General features: G+C 44.3%; 15 protein-coding genes. 11 read left to right on the top strand and 4 right to left on the bottom strand.

Going from position 1 to position 17,125, the window contains the following annotated elements:
- Positions 1-198 precede the first annotated feature (198 nt).
- Positions 199-828 (bottom strand): hypothetical protein, encoded by a 630-nt coding sequence (locus FO446_RS14305; RefSeq protein WP_173609261.1) that lies wholly within the window; start codon positions 826-828, stop codon positions 199-201.
- Positions 829-1,285: 457 nt separating this feature from the next.
- Here FO446_RS14305 and FO446_RS14310 point away from each other — a divergent pair, with 457 nt between their 5' ends.
- Complete coding sequence (locus FO446_RS14310) at positions 1,286-2,764, top strand: Lsa family ABC-F type ribosomal protection protein (RefSeq protein WP_237900933.1); 1,479 nt, start codon at positions 1,286-1,288, stop codon at positions 2,762-2,764.
- A gap of 207 nt (positions 2,765-2,971) precedes the next feature.
- The gene (locus FO446_RS14315; RefSeq protein ID WP_237900934.1) at positions 2,972-3,550 is read left to right on the top strand and encodes a dihydrofolate reductase family protein; all 579 of its coding nucleotides are present in this window, start codon (positions 2,972-2,974) and stop codon (positions 3,548-3,550) included.
- 87 nt (positions 3,551-3,637) lie between these two features.
- Here the strand turns inward: FO446_RS14315 and FO446_RS14320 are convergent, their stop codons facing one another.
- Positions 3,638-4,603: a DHH family phosphoesterase gene (locus FO446_RS14320; protein ID WP_173609258.1), complete on the bottom strand. Its 966-nt coding sequence runs from the start codon at positions 4,601-4,603 to the stop codon at positions 3,638-3,640.
- 259 nt (positions 4,604-4,862) lie between these two features.
- On the opposite strand from FO446_RS14320, the gene FO446_RS14325 reads away from it, so the two are divergent.
- Positions 4,863-5,438 carry a hypothetical protein gene (locus tag FO446_RS14325; RefSeq protein WP_237900939.1) on the top strand — a complete coding sequence of 192 codons (576 nt, stop codon included), beginning with the start codon at positions 4,863-4,865 and terminating at the stop codon, positions 5,436-5,438.
- A gap of 113 nt (positions 5,439-5,551) precedes the next feature.
- Here the strand turns inward: FO446_RS14325 and FO446_RS14330 are convergent, their stop codons facing one another.
- Both FO446_RS14330 and FO446_RS14335 read right to left on the bottom strand, forming a co-directional pair.
- Complete coding sequence (locus tag FO446_RS14330; protein WP_087347353.1) at positions 5,552-5,923, bottom strand: ArsR/SmtB family transcription factor; 372 nt, start codon at positions 5,921-5,923, stop codon at positions 5,552-5,554.
- Positions 5,924-6,358 (bottom strand): SRPBCC family protein, encoded by a 435-nt coding sequence (locus FO446_RS14335; protein WP_173609256.1) that lies wholly within the window; start codon positions 6,356-6,358, stop codon positions 5,924-5,926.
- 248 nt (positions 6,359-6,606) lie between these two features.
- On the opposite strand from FO446_RS14335, the gene FO446_RS14340 reads away from it, so the two are divergent.
- From FO446_RS14340 to tyrS, 8 genes are all read left to right on the top strand, one after another.
- Positions 6,607-8,082: a protein adenylyltransferase SelO gene (locus FO446_RS14340; protein ID WP_237900941.1), complete on the top strand. Its 1,476-nt coding sequence runs from the start codon at positions 6,607-6,609 to the stop codon at positions 8,080-8,082.
- A gap of 107 nt (positions 8,083-8,189) precedes the next feature.
- A complete protein-coding gene (locus tag FO446_RS14345; RefSeq protein ID WP_221866985.1) occupies positions 8,190-9,008 on the top strand; it encodes a hypothetical protein in 819 nt (272 codons plus the stop codon).
- Positions 9,009-9,118: 110 nt separating this feature from the next.
- Entirely contained in the window at positions 9,119-10,081 is a 963-nt protein-coding gene (locus tag FO446_RS14350) for an AAA family ATPase (RefSeq protein WP_173609253.1), read from the top strand.
- 14 nt (positions 10,082-10,095) lie between these two features.
- Positions 10,096-10,734: an RNA ligase family protein gene (locus FO446_RS14355; protein ID WP_173609252.1), complete on the top strand. Its 639-nt coding sequence runs from the start codon at positions 10,096-10,098 to the stop codon at positions 10,732-10,734.
- Positions 10,735-10,881: 147 nt separating this feature from the next.
- Positions 10,882-11,943 carry a suppressor of fused domain protein gene (locus FO446_RS14360; RefSeq protein ID WP_260506815.1) on the top strand — a complete coding sequence of 354 codons (1,062 nt, stop codon included), beginning with the start codon at positions 10,882-10,884 and terminating at the stop codon, positions 11,941-11,943.
- A gap of 40 nt (positions 11,944-11,983) precedes the next feature.
- Positions 11,984-13,648, top strand: coding sequence for a DUF6138 family protein (locus tag FO446_RS14365; RefSeq protein WP_237900943.1), 1,665 nt, complete (start codon positions 11,984-11,986; stop codon positions 13,646-13,648).
- 277 nt (positions 13,649-13,925) lie between these two features.
- Entirely contained in the window at positions 13,926-15,461 is a 1,536-nt protein-coding gene (locus FO446_RS14370) for an ATP-binding cassette domain-containing protein (protein ID WP_237900945.1), read from the top strand.
- A 369-nt stretch (positions 15,462-15,830) separates the two neighbouring features.
- Positions 15,831-17,093: a tyrosine--tRNA ligase gene (gene tyrS / locus FO446_RS14375; RefSeq protein ID WP_237901063.1), complete on the top strand. Its 1,263-nt coding sequence runs from the start codon at positions 15,831-15,833 to the stop codon at positions 17,091-17,093.
- Positions 17,094-17,125 lie beyond the last annotated feature (32 nt).

The following is a 17,125-nucleotide window of genomic DNA, read 5'->3' on the forward strand; positions in this document are numbered from 1 at the left end:
AAAAACTTCAAAGCCATGAGGTGCGGTTATGGAGGTTCCTTATGGCAATGAGATTCAACTGCACATATAATGGGAAGCCGCTGAGAGCTACATTTCGAAAAACGAAAACGACCTGTGGGTTGCACGAATGGTTTTCCATCGTGTTACCTACAGGTCGTTTCATGATCTCATTTCGTAATAGATTGTATCCGTTATGATTTAGTACTTTCTTGTGAGAATTCGAGAATGCTCTCCGTCTACAGTGATTTCCCAGCCTCTTGGGATTTCATAAGCAAAGGCTGGCGAAGGGTGTTTGACCGCTTCAATGCTGGATTCAGTAGGGATACTGGTGATATTGACGATTTGTTTTTCATAGAGACTTACATTTACCACGACCCAGCCATATGGTACAGGCACCCCGGTACCGACCCATTTATTCTCCAGCTCGTGAGGTTGGTACCGTTTTTTATTCTCATTTCTGATATCGATATAAGCCTGTCTCTTGCTGTTATAACCTCGACCGATTTCTACCCAACCAGAAGGGATGTTAAAGCTCAAGCTTCTTTCCACTTGCCCATAATTCGCGCCATTAATATATTTCGCTACTTCATATCCAAGCTGTGTTCCACGATGTGGCTCTTTTTCAATCGAAATCCATCCATTCGGAAAGAACGTATCGTATGCCACTACTAACGTATCACCGTACTTCCAGTTTCCATCAAAGATATATTTTTGTGGACGGACGTTAGAGTCTTTTCCCTTTCCTACCGCATCCGCTGCTTGAGTCGGGACGAACAGGAATGATGATGCCAAGACGAGAATACCCAGACTTCTTACCACTTTTTTCATGATTTACTCCTCCATATGAATGCGAATAAGAAAAAAGAATTTCAATAAGCATGAGAATTCTAAACACATTTGAAAATACCTTCTTTTATGGAAAAAAATTCTTATTCCAGCAAAACGATTGTTGCGAGGGTACACGAGTTTTCAATAGAATCGCAGTAAAAAAACGGAAATATTACTTGTTGAAACGTATAAATGAATATGTTATGATGCTGTTAACTTAATGACTGGAGCTGAAGAGTATAATGGATAATTTTCTTGCTTAAAAAATAAAACAAACTGCGATATCTTTCGCATGTTTTATTCTTTATGTGCAAGAAAGTTACTTATATCTCTTCACTCAAACAATATATCCTTATCTAACTTCATTTTTTGAGTTGGATTTGCTGTATTTATTTGAGCTACAAGAGAGTAACTTTCTTGTAGCTTTTCTATTTTTTGCATGCAGGGGGATGATTGTATGTCATTAATCAATGTAAATAACTTGACGTTTGCCTATGAAGGCAGTTTTGATAACATTTTTGAAAACGTGAGCTTCCAAATTGATACGGATTGGAAATTGGGTTTTACGGGAAGAAACGGCAGGGGGAAGACAACTTTTCTCAACCTGTTGCTTGGTAAATATGAATACAGCGGGAAGATTAGTGCCCATGTCAGCTTTGAATACTTTCCTTTCCAAGTCGAGAACAAAGAATATCTGACGCTTGATATCGTTCAAGACATTGTCCCGGACTATCAGCTATGGGAATTAATGCGCGAATTCTCCCTCTTAAAGGTTTCAGAGGATGTTCTATATCGTCCATTTGAATCTTTGTCTAACGGGGAGCAAACGAAAGTGATGTTAGCCGCCTTATTTCTAAAGGAAAACAGTTTTTTGTTAATTGATGAACCAACCAATCACCTCGACATGCATGCAAGGGAGCTCGTCAGTGATTATCTCCATTCCAAAAGCGGTTATATTCTTGTTTCTCACGACCGAGCATTTCTGGACAATTGTGTCGATCACATCTTGTCCATCAACAAGACGAACATCGAGGTGCAAAAAGGGAATTTCTCCGATTGGTGGGAAAATAAACAGAGACAGGATAACTATGAACTCGCTGAGAACGAGAAGCTCAAAAAAGACATTAAACGCTTGTCGGACGCAGCGAAACGAACGAGCAACTGGTCGGACGCTGTGGAAAAGACGAAAAATGGTACCTTAAATTCAGGCTCTAAGCTCGACAAAGGCTATGTGGGTCACAAAGCTGCGAAAATGATGAAACGCTCTAAATCAATTGAGCAAAGACAGCAATCTGCGCTGGAAGAAAAGTCGAAGCTCCTGAAAAACATTGAAAGCCATGACAGCTTAAAGATTGCACAGCTTGCTTACCATAAGAACCAACTTGCTGAACTGGATAAGGTTTCGATTCGTTATGGGGAGAAGTTGGTTTGCTCAGATATTAGTTTTACGATTGAGCAGGGGGAGCGTATCGCGCTGTCAGGCAAAAACGGCTCTGGCAAATCCAGCATTCTCAAGCTCATTTGCGGGGAGAACATCGATCATACTGGTGCCTTCCGAAAGGGGAGTCAGTTGAAAATCTCGTATGTATCCCAAGACACTTCGCATCTAAAGGGCAATCTGACGGATTTTGCCCGAGAAAACGGGATTGATGAAAGCCTGTTTAAATCGATTTTGCGAAAGCTGGACTTTTCCCGCGTACAATTTGAGAAGGACATTTCCGCTTTTAGCGGCGGCCAGAAGAAGAAAGTATTGATTGCGAAAAGTCTTTGCGAGAAAGCCCATCTCCATATTTGGGATGAGCCACTTAACTTTATTGATGTCATTTCGCGCATGCAAATTGAAGAGCTGCTTCTCGAGCACTCGCCAACGATCCTTTTTGTCGAGCATGACAGGGAGTTTTGCAATAACATTGCTACAAAGATCGTTGAACTGTAATTGGACGAAAAGTCTCTAAAAGAAAGAAGGTGGGGAAAACCGTTTCGTTTTCCTCACCTTTCTTTGTAATGTCTTCTCTAAATGTAGGAACGACTACCTCTGCTGGAGGGGGAATTTGAGCAGTCGAGAAGAAATACTAAGTAGTGAAATGTGGTAATCTTTTGATAATACTTTTGAAAGAATGGCGGAGATTCGATGGGGAAGATAATGGCAAACGTAAGCAGCACATTGAATGGTATTTATACGGGGCCGACAGGAGAAGAAGACAATATGGTTAGCTGGGCGTTGCCTGGAATTATCGACGCCACAGATGATGGTCTTGCGTTCTTCCAGAGGGTTGACGCCATCTTGATGGGGCGAGTCACCTATGAAGGCTTTGCAAGCTATTGGCCGTTTCAAGTGGGGGATTGGGCTGATGCAATGAATAAGACTCAGAAGTTTGTAGTAACCAATAATCGTGAGTTTACAGAAGTTCATTGGGGGAACTACACCGAGACGATTACACTCCTTCATTCTGATGTCATGACAAAAATACAACAGCTAAAAACACAAATCAAAGGTGATATCATTGTTCCTGCAAGTGCGAGTCTTGTTCAAAGTTTGATCAATGCTGATTTGCTTGATGAACTCCGGATAATCATTCATCCGGTCTTAATGGGCAGCGGCAAACATTACTTTGACAACATCAACACACGTCACGACATGAAGTTGCTAGAAACAAAGCTTTATGGAAAAAGCGGGTCCATACAACTGCGATATGAGATCGGAGAGGCACAAGTAAAATAAATGGTTGTGTTAACAATTAGTTGTACTCTGGAAGAATAAAAAGCCCCATTTCACGGATAGAGAAATGGGACTTTTTATTGTTTTGCTCTAATTCGTCCGCAAAGCAGGGTACACAAAAGCCTTTAACGTAACGCCTGTAAAGGAACATCCGGAAGCCTTTGGATGACCGCCCCCACCGTAATGTTGGGCGATCACCGACAGATCCAGGTCTTCGCGTATGGTTCGAAAGCTGATTCTGCCTTTTCCAGGATCGAGCATCGCGACGAAATCAATCATTTCCGCATTTTTACATAAGAAATTGCCTGTCGTGGAGTGATATTGCTCAAGGAAAACCACGCCTACTTGATATGTTTTTGGCTCATCTAAATCGATTTCTACGGGGATCAGCTTCATTTGCTTCAGCTTTTTTTGTTCAAATTCATCGATTCGCTTTTCTTCTGTATAGATGAGAATAGATTCTACTTCATCAAATACAAATTGGTCTGTATTGGCACCATCAACACGCAAGCGTCCTAGCACATTTTGAATAAACGTGTCTCGCTCGATCATATAGAATAAAATGTTCAGTTGATTAGCCTGTACAGTACCGGTTGCATCCCAATCCCACGTATCAAAGGCCCGAACCAGCTCCACATAGTCAGAGAGAACGCCAGTAGGGGTCAGATACCCCTGGTTTACCAGGTAATCATAATAAAGGCTCGTTGCCGAAGTCTTTTTCCCTGATTCTTCCGTAATAACTTTTGCCCATTCGTACTTGGAAGCCAACGGCAAGGCAGTTGGGTGATGATCGATCAAGACAAACGCATGTCCTTGATCGACCTTTTTCTGAATAAGCGATCCGACCTCGTCAGTGACACTTACATCGGTAATCATCACGTACGCATCGGGGGTAAGCTCTTCTTCGATAAACTTTTGAACTTCTTGATTGACAGTGTAAGGAGTCACCCCGCGGTAATCGACTTCTTGATTGGAAAAAGCAATTTGACTAAGAATTGCACAGGATACGCCATCCAAGTCCTTATCACTGAAATGAATGATTTTTTGATGATTCATGAAGTATCTCCTTAGGAATCCGTCTGTCGTCCGAATTGTACTGCCTTCATTCATCTTTCCCATTCAATAAGACGTGCTTGCACGAAGACAACAATTGGTGATTATTTGCAATATTACTTTGGTTGTATTATAATGCTTGGGTTAAAAGCACTCCACGTTAGTTCAATCGGTCGGGCGTGTTCGCGTATGTTCGTGATCGCCCTTTTTTCTATTACGCGAGTAAAGCAGTGGAGAGAAAAAGTAAAAGGTGGTCCTTAACATGAAAAAGTCTACATGGATCCCGGCTGCACTTCTGCTAGCAGTCCTGACTGCTTGCGGCAACACGCAGCCTACAGAGCAACCAAAAAATCAAAATCAAGCGGCAACAGGTACCCAACAGCAAGCGGGTGAAACAACTACGCAAAAACCTGAAGAAACGAAAAAAGAAGAGCAACAGGTGATCGCTACTCCACAAGAAATCGTCGTGTACAAGCAAGGGGAAAAAACATCCCTGAAGCCGGAAGATGACAAGTTCAAGGAAATTCTTGCGCTCATGAACAAACGCTTTGAAACACCTGCGGACCAAATGCGTTTTGACGAGAGCACCCAAGCGGTGGAGAAGGACAAGAAAGAGGCTTTGGCAGTAGAATTCAACTACGCTGAAGTAACGACAAACACTTTGCCAGCGACTGTTAATACAGATAACAAAGCGGAAGTAAAGGCGAAGACACTGTTCTTCGTATTGAGTGGAGAAAACAAAGACCATATGTTTGATTCAGAAGATGGCAAAACTTATGGAACGGCACCGTTGCACTTGACCGAATCCACTGAACTGACCGAGCTATTGAATAAGTAAGCGAACTACCCAGACTGTCGAGCAATCGGCAGTCTTTTTCTATCTGTACTGCCTGATCAAAGAAAACCCTCTTGATCTTGGGGCAAACGATCAAGAGGGAAGGGCATGACAATCTATTTCCTTTTTTGATCCGGTTCGGATTGCACGACAGTTAACGTCGTATCACCATCGGTCTCCACCAGATGCTTCAACATAGAGAGCTTATTGTTCCAAAACTGCTCGTAAAAGGAAAGCCACTGCTTTACTTCCGTCAGAGGACCGGGATGCAACCGATAGATTTTCTCGCGACCTACCTTATGTCCTGTAACCAAATCTGCGTCAGCAAGTATATGAAGATGCTTGACTACAGCCGTTCGGCTTATGGGGAAATGAGAGGTAATCGCTGAGATCGGCAATTCTTTTTCAGCGAGCAAGCGAAGTACTTCCCGACGAGTAGGGTCAGCGATCGCTTGAAATACATCAACCTTTTCTGCTGAAGCAGACATTTACCCTTCCACAACCTTTTTCAGACGTTCGTGTACAATACCAACCCAACCTTGATTCATCTTCTCGCGAATCATTGAGCTCTTCGCGTTTGCTTTTCCGATAATCTCATCTGCCGCTTTCCATCCACCATGAATGAGGGTAAACTCCGTTTTTTCTCCCAGTTCTTTTAAAAGAAACGAGACGACCCACCCGTCTGTATCCCAAGCAAAAGAAAGGCGATGTGGTGCTTCTACTTCCAACACTTTGCATGGAGACGGCCCAAAAGGGGATTGGATATGGAACTCATGACCTACCACTGGTTGAAAATCATTGGGCATAAACCAAGCAGAAATGGCTTCCGCAGTGGATACTTTCTCCCATACCTTTTGAATAGGGGCGTCGAAAACGATGGTTTGTCTAATATCTTCTACGGCTTGTTGATTGTTTTGTTCCACGATAAAATCTCTCCGTTTCGTAGTGAAAATCTAACACCCTTTGGTTATACTTTAAGATAATATAACACCTTTTGGTTATATGTAAATGGTATTTTTCCTCCCATTCACGAATTATATTCGGCTGGGAGTGCGCTAAAAATGTACGAATGTGCTCGAAACTCGCAAGAAAAGGGTATAATAAATTGGCAAAATGTATCATGTGTACGTTACGTCCATGTAAATAACGCCAATCGATAAAAGGAGATCCAATGACAGACAAAAAAGCAACAATCGAACCGGGATGGAATTTTGATAACAGCTATACAACGCTGCCAAAATCGTTTTTTTCCAGGCTCAATCCACCTCCTGTACGATCACCGAAGCTAGCCATTCTCAATGAACGTTTGGCAAAAACGCTTGGGCTGAATGTCGAAGCTCTGCAAAGCGAAGAAGTCATAGCCATGCTTGCGGGAAACAAAACCCCAGAAGGCGCAATGCCTCTTGCCCAAGCATATGCGGGACACCAATTCGGTCATTTTACCATGCTAGGCGATGGCAGGGCTCTTCTTCTTGGTGAACAAATTACACCCTCCGGCGAGCGCTTTGATATCCAACTGAAAGGTTCAGGCAGAACACCTTATTCACGCGGCGGTGACGGTAGAGCAGCCCTTGGCCCGATGCTGCGCGAATACATCATTAGCGAGGCCATGCATGGATTCGGAATTCCTACTACGCGGAGCCTTGCAGTAGTGACAACGGGCGAGTCTGTCTATCGCGAAACCGAGCTGCCTGGTGCTATTTTGACGCGTGTCGCTGCCAGTCATATCCGAGTAGGGACGTTCCAATTCGCGGCAAGATGGTGCTCCATAGAAGATCTCCGTGCGTTGGCTGATTACACGTTGCAAAGACATTTTCCAAAGATCGCAGCAGAAGAAAACCGCTACCTCCTCTTACTGAAGGAAGTCATCCAGCGTCAGGCTGCGCTGATTTCCAAGTGGCAACTCGCAGGATTTATTCACGGAGTCATGAACACCGACAACATGGCAATCAGCGGCGAAACGATTGATTACGGTCCTTGCGCTTTTATGGACACATATGACCCTGCAACTGTATTTAGCTCCATTGACGTTCAGGGTCGGTATGCTTACGGAAATCAGCCGTACATTGCTGTGTGGAATCTTTCTCGTTTTGCGGAAAGCTTATTGCCGTTGTTGCATGAAAATGAAGCGCAGGCTGTAAAAGTGGCCGAAGATGCACTTGCCGAATTTAGCAAACTGTATCACAGCCATTGGCTCACAGGAATGCGGGCAAAACTCGGATTGTTCAACGAAGAGGAGCAAGACGAAGCGTTGATCGAAGGTCTGCTCAACATGATGAAGGACCACCATGCTGACTATACGAATACATTCCGTGCTTTCACGCTTAATCAACCAGAAGAAACTGCAATGTTTGGCACGAGCGAATTCACGGAATGGCACGAGCAGTGGAAAGCACGACTAACAAGACAGCCAGAGGACACCGCTGCGGTACAACAGGTAATGAAAAAGAGCAACCCGGCAATCATCCCACGGAACCATCGTGTAGAAGAAGCATTGGAAGCAGCGTGGAAAGAGGGCGATTACACGGTGATGGAACGACTCCTGGAAGTTCTTTCTAATCCATATGCGTACACGCCTGAACAGGTAGAATACACGACTTTACCAGCGGAATCGGCATGTCCTTACCAAACGTTTTGTGGTACATGATAGCATGCAATCAGAGTGCAACGATCTTTCACATGTTGGACTCTTTTTTCATACGTCTGATTCGCGCTAAAATATGGAAAGCCGAAGAAAAAAGGAGCAATTGCTTTATGGATAAAAAAGCAAAGCAAATCTTGATGAAAACATTTTGGAGCAGCAACGGGTGGAAGAGTCGCCCATACGATTTTTCGGGAGCAGATTTTGAATACGCCAAAAGCAAAGGTCTCATGTTTGATCTGCAGACAATTAGTCACGAAGAGTGTATAGACAAAATCATTACTCTGCATAAAAAAGTGACGAAAGAACAAGCCGCCGCTGCATTTTTGCACAGTCTCTCGACGCGAAAGGTGTACCTGCGCAGCGCCTTGTCTAGCTGGGCTTTGACAGAGTCTTTAAAAGCCCATGACTTCGAAAGTAACGTCGGCAAGTATACAAATCCAGAAAACGGCACCTATTTCGCCATGTACGGAGACTGCCATAAGTGCGACCGTTATTATATCGCTGGACGAGAGTTATATACCGAAGAAGATTTGAACGTTTTGAATTTTGAAAGAATCAAGTGGGGAGGTATCCGCCTAAACTATCTACCGTACCTCATGCTTGATTTGGAGCTGTTAAGCAAGGAAGAAAATCTTTCAGTACAGGAAGAAGATGTAGCAATTCTCCGTCAGGTGCTAGCCATCATTGCCAGCAGTGAACCAACCGATGCCGCCCGTCAATTGGAGAAGCGCCTCCATGGTGTCTTCCCATCTAGCAAAAACGAACGGGATGTCTTCATGGAAATTCTTGCATCCGCCGGGATCTTGGCGCCAAGCAAGGACAGACCAGGGCGTGGCGGGAAGAACGACTTTTTTGCCGTAGTAAATTGGCGCGGCGAAGATAGCTATTCCGAGCAAGCTATCCAGAACTTCTTTGGCCCATGGCTGTAAAGAACGGAAAATCTAGGAACAAAGAAGGGTGCCATCTATACGCGAAGTGTGTATAATATTGGAAAAGCATGTCGAAAAGTTTGTTTTTATTGAAAGGAGGTGAGATATAAGTGAAAAAGAAATTAATCGTCCTGTCAGGCATTGCGGGCAGTGGCAAAAGCAAGTGGGCACAAGAAATTGCCAAAAAGGAACGGGCAACAATCGTGTCTACGGATGAAATTCGTCAGAACTTATTTGGTGACGAGCGAAAACAAAAAAGATCAGCACAAGTATTTTTTGAGGTCTATTCGAAAATCGCAACGGAGCTGGCGAATGGAAAGAATGTCATTTTAGATGCAACCAATATTGACAGAGAGAAAAGAATGAAGGTCCTTGCCAAATTTCCCGATGTCCAGAAGGAATGCTATTACGTCGATGTTCCCTATACCGTTTGCCTAGAGCGCAATCGATCCCGAAAGAGAACCGTAGACGAATACATCCTGGCGAAGATGCGGAAGAACTTCCATTTTCCCATTAAGAATGAGGGCTGGGATCACATTCATCTCTTGCACGAGCCAGTTCCTTATTCCATTGAAAAAGAAGAATTCGTTCAATTGCTTCAAAAAGAACCCTCCTATGAAGAGCTGTTTGAAAGGTTGAATGCCATTCCCATCTTCAAAGAGATGTATCAATTTAATCAGGAAAACCCTTATCATCAGTACCCTTTGTGCAAGCATACCTATCATGTTTTCGATTATGTAAACGCCTTTTACACGGAAGAAGACAAATTTCTCATGCAAGTGGTCGCCTTATTTCACGATACAGGAAAACCATTTTGCAAAACCTACAAGCCGATGAAAGGCCATTACTCCTACTTCGGACATGAGCATGTTTCTGCGCAAATTGCTTGTCATTTCTTAAAAGAATTAGGATTCGAAGATGATTTTATTTTCGAAGCCGTCAACCTGATTCAAATGCACATGAAGATTAACTATGGAACTCAGCAAGATATTTCCGAGATTTATCATTTGTTGGGCGAAGAGTACCTGTGGAAGCTGTACTTCTTCAAGGAAGGAGATGCCTATGCCAAATAAGGAGGTGAATAACGTTGTTGAAAAAATATCCGAGAACCTTTCATCTACCCTGGTCAAGAAGTAGAACCGACGACGATAAAATCTTGCGATCAGTGTGTCACTTCGAGGGGAAACAAGTAGTCGTAACAGAAAAGCTGGATGGAGAAAATACCACGCTGTACCGAAATCATATCCATGCAAGGTCACTCGATAGCAAAGATCACGCATCTAGACATTGGGTAAAGATGCTTCACGGGACGATTTCGTTTCATATCCCGGAAGGCTGGAGAATTTGCGGGGAAAACGTATATGCGCTGCACTCCATCTACTACGAATACCTAACGAGCTATTTCTACGTGTTCTCGATCTGGAATGAAAACAATGAATGCTTGTCGTGGGATGAAACGGTAGAATGGGCCGAACTACTGGGCTTAGAAACAGCACCTGTCTTATACAGAGGGATTTGGAAGGAAGAGACCGTAAAAAGTTGCTACACCAAACAATCTGCCTTCGGCGGAGAACAAGAGGGGTACGTGGTACGGGTAACGGAGAGGTTTCCGTACGAAGATTTTAAACAATCTGCCGCCAAGTTTGTGCGCAAAAATCATGTGCAAACCGACCAGCACTGGTTATCGAAGCCAGTCGTTCCAAATGGGCTAGCACAAACATATTAAAGACTTTGATATTGAAGGGAATGAGAACGATGTAATTTGCTAAGTAGTATTGACCGTCTAATAGAGTATCCAAATTTCATTTTGGCTATTGTTAAGACAGTCATTACATAGGAGGCGTGAGAAATGAACGAAGAGATGAACGAAGAATTGAATGAAGAAATGATGTCAGCTGGCTGGGATGCCATTGATCAGGAGATGCGAAAGATTTATGGAGAGCAGGAGCCTAAACATTACGGCACGCTTATCTCGTATGCACTGGGTGGTCCCGATCCATTAGATGGAATTAGCGCCTACAAAGCGGACGAGCCTTACCCGCATTGGCATTTTGTGACTTATGGGTTTACTGAACTGTATGAAAAAGAGTCCGAGAATGAAGAGGAAAGCGGTTTTGGCTTTGAATTGACGTTTCGATTGGCTCGTAAAGACGACGAGGAGGAACCGCCTGCCTGGGCGCTGAATTTGCTTCAAAATATGGGGCGTTACGTATTCAACACGGGCAATGTTTTTCAAGCAGGTGATCATTTGGATGCAAACGGTCCGATATGCTTGGGTGCCGATACCCAACTGACTGCGCTCGCTTTTGTCACAGACCCACAGCTTGCCGAAATCGATACGCCGAATGGGCGGGTGCAATTTTTGCAAATGGTAGGAATCACTGGTGATGAACTCGATGCAATGATGGCTTGGAATACACGTGGTGTGCTTCAATCTGGCTTGCCGTATATGCCTTCCTACATAACCGATCTCGAGCGTGATTCTCTCCTTTGCAACTCTACAGTTTCTGATGCTGTTCAAAAAGGAATGGAACAAGAAGGCTCCAACACTGCCTATTTGTTTGTCAGCCAGCTTGGCTGGGAGCCAGGGAAAAAAGGCTTCTTGAAAAAAGCACCTTCGACCCTGAGCTTGGGAGCTAAGCAAGCGGAAGTCATCGGAAAAATTCTCCGCGGACGTATGCGAAAAGGAGAAAGCCTGAGCCTGCTGGGACCTGATGTCCGCGTTGTCTTTGAGGCAGGAGCCAATCCTGAATGTATTCCAGGAGAGGACGTTATTCGCTTTGTTCTCGATGATGCGACAACGATTGCGCTTACCAAGCAGTTGCTTCCAAAGGAAAGCAGCTTTGAGATTCCTTCCCTGAAAGGAATTGCCATCAACATTGTGAAAACCAATATTACCGATAGCGAGGGCAATGTCGTCAAGGTCATCGGTTAAAGGCGACAGCGCTGTTTTTTGCGAGGAGGAGAGTCAGTCAATGCATGAGGCAGCAGAAGCATTTCTAAACGAAGTATGGACTTCTATCCAAGAAATTTACCAAAAAGAGAACCAGCGGATCAAAGAGATCAAAGACTGGAGTCTACTGCAGGCGGGGGTCAAAGACTACCTGAGAGTGGCGTGGAGAAAAGGAAAACTCAATTGGGCCAATGGCAAAATCCACGTGGATGTCCACGAACCTTTCAGTTGGAGTGACGACTCGTACAAATACGATGCTGGCTCTTATATCGAGGAGCTTACAGAGGAAATGCTCATGAATGAGTTTTTCCCCGCACTGTGTGATCGAATGGAATCCCTGTTCCATTCCACCGATTATGATTCTCACTTTTTTAATTACCGCTTCGAGCTTGTTTTCGAATTTGAGTGGAAACAATCGGTGCAATGCCATGCTCGCCATTTCATAAACGAGCGAAAACGCGAGAGTCTAAAACAAGTACTGGATCAATTTATCGAAACAAAAATTAAAGCGGAGCTTCCTGTACGTCCGAAAGAAAGAGACGATTTCTTCTTCGCTCATTGCCTCGTCAATCCCGATTTGATGGAACAAAAGCAGGAGCTTGTCGAACCACTCATCCAGCGTCTTAGCGAAAAGCTGCGCTCCAACAAAGAACGCAGTGATTCGTGGACATACCACTCTACTTTGGCTTTAAAAGGCTGGGCGGATGAGCGTTTTTTAGTCAAATTTTTTGATCGTACCGGGCATTATGGATTGGATTGGGTTTTGAAACCCGAGCAGGAGCGTCAGGAACCAAAAACAGAGGAGCTGGACTTTTTCCTGTACGTCGCTCTCGCAATAGGTAACAAGGAGCCGGATACCCGCAAGAAGTACCTGGACCTCGCTGTTCAGCTTGGCTCCAAGCGAGCTGTGGACTATGTAAAACGGGGCAGTGGTCGCTTTGAAAACGAGTATAAAAGCAGCCTGATTCAAGCAATGGCCAATGACGTTTTACAAGCGATCGACATCCGTATCGTATCGGAGGAAGAAGCTGCCTACGGTGAAGCCATTGATTTTATCAACGGCCTTTTGCGTGAAGGCTTTCCCAAAGGGTACAAGCTCAAGCTGAAGAGCAGCGAAAAGAATTACTTCCCAGTAAAAAAGCTGGCGAAGTCAGGTCTCCATCAGTTTTTTGCCAATGCGTCCCGTTATCCTTCGTTATATCCGAAAATCGCAGAATATGCCGAGCTTGCGATGGAGGAGTTCGCGTGGTACGGGGATGTAGAGCCAAGCGAGAAATCCGTCATGCCTGGTACCTATGCGGTATTGGCTCTCGGCTTGTCTAGCAGCGATTATTTTCCACTCTTTCGTCGCTATATGGAGATGGTCGACACGGAGCATCAGTCTGCTCAGGACGATTTTGCTTTAGCTTTTATGGAGGCGCATGGTGTAACCGTAGAGAATATCCCCGTACTCGTCTCTCTGGTGCTTGGCAGTAGTGATTCGGCGAAGCCTTTGAAAAATGTCACCATCGATCGTGCAGAGCTGGTGGATGCGCTTATAGAGGAGCTTGCAGCGCTGGAAGATTACAAGCGGGAAACCGTTATTTATCGTCTTTTCGGTGGGAATAAGAAGCTCGCACAGGCGGTAAAAAAGGAATCTTCCCCCATCAAGGACAAGCTCGGACAATTGCTAGCCTTGGTCGAATAGCTACATTGACAATATTTAGAAGGCCATGCTATATTGAAGTCAACTTCATGGAACGGAGGGTGAATCATTTGCGCAATTGTTTATTTATTGGAAAAGCCAATCCCATAATAAATAAACAAGAAGCCAAATTCACCCGCAAATGTATAGCTTGAATTCCTGTATGATCTATTTTTCATATAGCGATTTCTATTAGGAGAGCAAGATGCTTCTGTTTATTGGACAGGAGCATCTTTTTTGTTGTCAAAAAAAGGGGGTGATACAGATGAACAAGGAGTAAATGACGAGAAACGTAAAAACGAAATGGGGAATCCACATGGTTGAACTGCACAATATCACGATTACCACCAAAAAAGACGACAGGACTCTCATTCAAAATTTGCATCTGACCCTGCAACCCGGTGACAAGATAGCCATCATCGGGGAAGAGGGAAATGGAAAAAGCAGCTTATTAAAGTTGATATACGCGGAACAAATGATTGCCGAGTATTGCACATTTGCAGGTAACGTGCTGCGAAACGATTGTTCCATGGGATTTCTTGCACAGGAGCTATCGGGCGAAGAAAAACAATGGACCATCGCCGAGTTTTTTGTCGAAAATCAATGGAGCAAAGAACTGGTGAGGGCGATGGATGACCTCGGCATTCATGTATTGGATTCAGATAAAAAGATGGGTGTTCTGTCAGGTGGTGAGCGTTTCAAATACCGCTTTTTAAGTCTGCTGGCACAGAATCCTGACGTTTTATTGCTAGACGAACCCACGAATGATTTGGATATTCAAACGATGGAATGGCTGGAAGAGTTTATTCAACAAACATCGCTTCCTGTCCTATATGTATCGCATGACGAATCATTTATTGCTAATACAGCAAACGGTATCCTTCATATGGAGCTGACGAAGCGTAAACAAGTACCTAAATATACTTTTTCAAGAGAGCCATATGAAAATTACATTGCGAATCGCGAGAGCCACCTGAACAAACAAGAACAGATAGCCAGAAAGCAAGTTTCTGATCATCAAAAGCAAATGGAGAAATGGCACGACGTTTGGAATAAGGCAGAGCATCAACATCGGAACGTGTCCCGCTCAAATCCACGTCTGCAAAAGAAGATTAAGTCTTTGAAAAATCAAAGAGAGCGCATGGAGAAAGCATCGGAAACGTTTGTAGAGGCTCCGAGTGTGGAAGAAGCAAGCGAATTCCGATTTGATTCTGAGGTACATGTGCCTGGCAGTAAACAAATCCTCGACTTTTCATTGGAAGTCCTGCAAATAGCGAACAATCAGCTATCGAAACAGATTCATTTATCGATTAACGGGCCAGAAAAAGTCGCGATTATTGGGGAAAATGGGATCGGAAAAACGACGTTGTTGAAAAAGATCATGGATGAGCTAGTCCAGCACTCGTCATTAAAGATCGGGTATATGCCCCAAAATTATGAAGAACAACTGGATTCGACCAAAACACCGATTGCGTACCTGGAAAGAACCGGGAATAAAGAAGCGATCACAAAAGCGTATACGCATTTAGGCAGTATGAAATTTACAAAAGATGAGATGCACCAACCCATTCAAAACTTGTCTGGGGGACAGAAAGCGAAATTGCTCCTGTTAAAAATGATTTTGGATCAGTGCGAAATCTTGATATTGGATGAACCGACCCGAAACTTCAGTCCTTTGACGACTCCTGTTCTGTGCCGGGCGTTAACGGCTTTTGACGGTGTGATTATCAGTATTTCGCATGATCGACGGTATTTGCATGAGGTCGCAACAACTGTTTATGAACTAACCTCCAACGGTCTTACGAAAATAAAATAAGGGATCGTGGCGGAATCCTTGCTACATGGTTGACATTGCTATTTGAATTCAATATACTGACTTTAATTTCATATGAAACATACGTTGAAAGAGCCCAGTAGCAGCTTATTCCCTGTCCTAGAAAGCCGGGGGTTGATGGAACCCGGTACACAATAAGCGAGCGAATTACACTCTGGAGTATCTCGGGTAATGCCGAGCGGAATCGCGAACGATAACTCGCTACGAGTGGCATGAATGGCCTGCGCAAGCGCTTGGGTCCATTGGTGCAAGATGGGTGGTAACACGGTTATTCAATCGTCCCTATGTCTACAATAGACAAGGGGCGATTTTTTGTTTTTTTACCATAGGAGATTGAAGGAGTGTATGGCAGTGAATATTATCGACGAACTCGAATGGCGCGAAGCCATTAATCAGCAAACAGATGCAGATGGGCTGCGAGAATTAACGAATGAAAAAGCAGTCTCGTTATATTGTGGTGTCGATCCAACAGGTGACAGCATGCATATCGGTCACTTGATTCCTTTCATGGTACTGAAACGCTTTCAGCTCGCTGGTCATCGTCCGGTCATTTTGATCGGTGGTGCAACAGGTACGATTGGCGATCCGAGCGGCCGTCAATCCGAGCGCTCTTTGCAAACACTGGAACAGATTCAGGAGAACGTCGACAAACTCACCGCGCAGATGAAAAAGCTGTTCATTACAGATGGCGACAACCAAATTCGCTTGGTGAACAACTACGACTGGACGCACAAAATCAATGTCATTGAATTTCTGAGGGATTACGGGAAAAACTTCAGCATCAATACGATGCTTGCCAAGGATGTCGTATCGAGCAGACTGGAAAGCGGCATTTCGTTTACGGAGTTTTCCTATCAAATTCTGCAATCCCTGGATTACCTGCATCTGTACAAACATGAAGATGTTCAACTGCAAATCGGCGGTTCCGACCAATGGGGTAACATCACGAGCGGTCTCGATCTGATCCGCAAAAAAGAAGGACCAGAAGCAAAAGCATTCGGTCTCACTATTCCTCTGATGCTGAAGGCAGATGGCACGAAATTCGGGAAGACAGCAGGAGGAGCCATCTGGCTTGATCCAAATAAAACAACACCATTCGAATTCTACCAATTCTGGGCGAATACCGATGACCGCGATGTTGTGAAATACTTGAAATACTTTACGTTCCTCTCCAAGGAACAAATTGAAGAGCTGGCTGAAAAAGTACAGACCGAGCCACATAAACGCGAGGCGCAAAAAGCGCTGGCAGAGGAAATGACGAGATTTGTGCACGGCGAGGAATTGCTGGAGCAGGCGAAGCGCATTACAGCAGCTTTGTTTACTGGAGATATCAAATCGCTGTCGGCAGATGAGATCGAGCAAGGCTTCAAAGAAATGCCGACATTCGAATCTACCCTCGAAACGAAGAACATTGTCGACTGGCTCGTTGAGGTCGGCATCCAGCCATCCAAACGTCAAGCACGTGAGGATATTACAAAAGGCGCTATCTCCATGAATGGTGAACGTGTTACCGATCTGGAACTGGAAGTAACGCCAAGCCTTGCTATCGGCGGTCGCTTCATCATTATCCGCAAAGGTAAGAAAAACTACAGCTTGGTAAAATTGTCTCAATAGATAAAGGAATAAGAAGCTTCCCTAGACCCACT

This window comes from Brevibacillus brevis, from assembly GCF_022026395.1.
Taxonomy (GTDB): domain Bacteria; phylum Bacillota; class Bacilli; order Brevibacillales; family Brevibacillaceae; genus Brevibacillus.

Coding starts and splice junctions, on each gene's coding strand:
- FO446_RS14310 (WP_237900933.1), top strand. CDS start 1,286: ATGTCATTAATCAATGTAAATAACTTGACGTTTGCCTATGAAGGCAGT.
- FO446_RS14340 (WP_237900941.1), top strand. CDS start 6,607: ATGACAGACAAAAAAGCAACAATCGAACCGGGATGGAATTTTGATAAC.
- FO446_RS14345 (WP_221866985.1), top strand. CDS start 8,190: ATGGATAAAAAAGCAAAGCAAATCTTGATGAAAACATTTTGGAGCAGC.
- FO446_RS14305 (WP_173609261.1), bottom strand. CDS start 828: ATGAAAAAAGTGGTAAGAAGTCTGGGTATTCTCGTCTTGGCATCATCA.
- FO446_RS14370 (WP_237900945.1), top strand. CDS start 13,926: ATGACGAGAAACGTAAAAACGAAATGGGGAATCCACATGGTTGAACTG.
- FO446_RS14325 (WP_237900939.1), top strand. CDS start 4,863: ATGAAAAAGTCTACATGGATCCCGGCTGCACTTCTGCTAGCAGTCCTG.
- FO446_RS14365 (WP_237900943.1), top strand. CDS start 11,984: ATGCATGAGGCAGCAGAAGCATTTCTAAACGAAGTATGGACTTCTATC.
- FO446_RS14320 (WP_173609258.1), bottom strand. CDS start 4,603: ATGAATCATCAAAAAATCATTCATTTCAGTGATAAGGACTTGGATGGC.
- FO446_RS14315 (WP_237900934.1), top strand. CDS start 2,972: ATGGCAAACGTAAGCAGCACATTGAATGGTATTTATACGGGGCCGACA.
- FO446_RS14330 (WP_087347353.1), bottom strand. CDS start 5,923: ATGTCTGCTTCAGCAGAAAAGGTTGATGTATTTCAAGCGATCGCTGAC.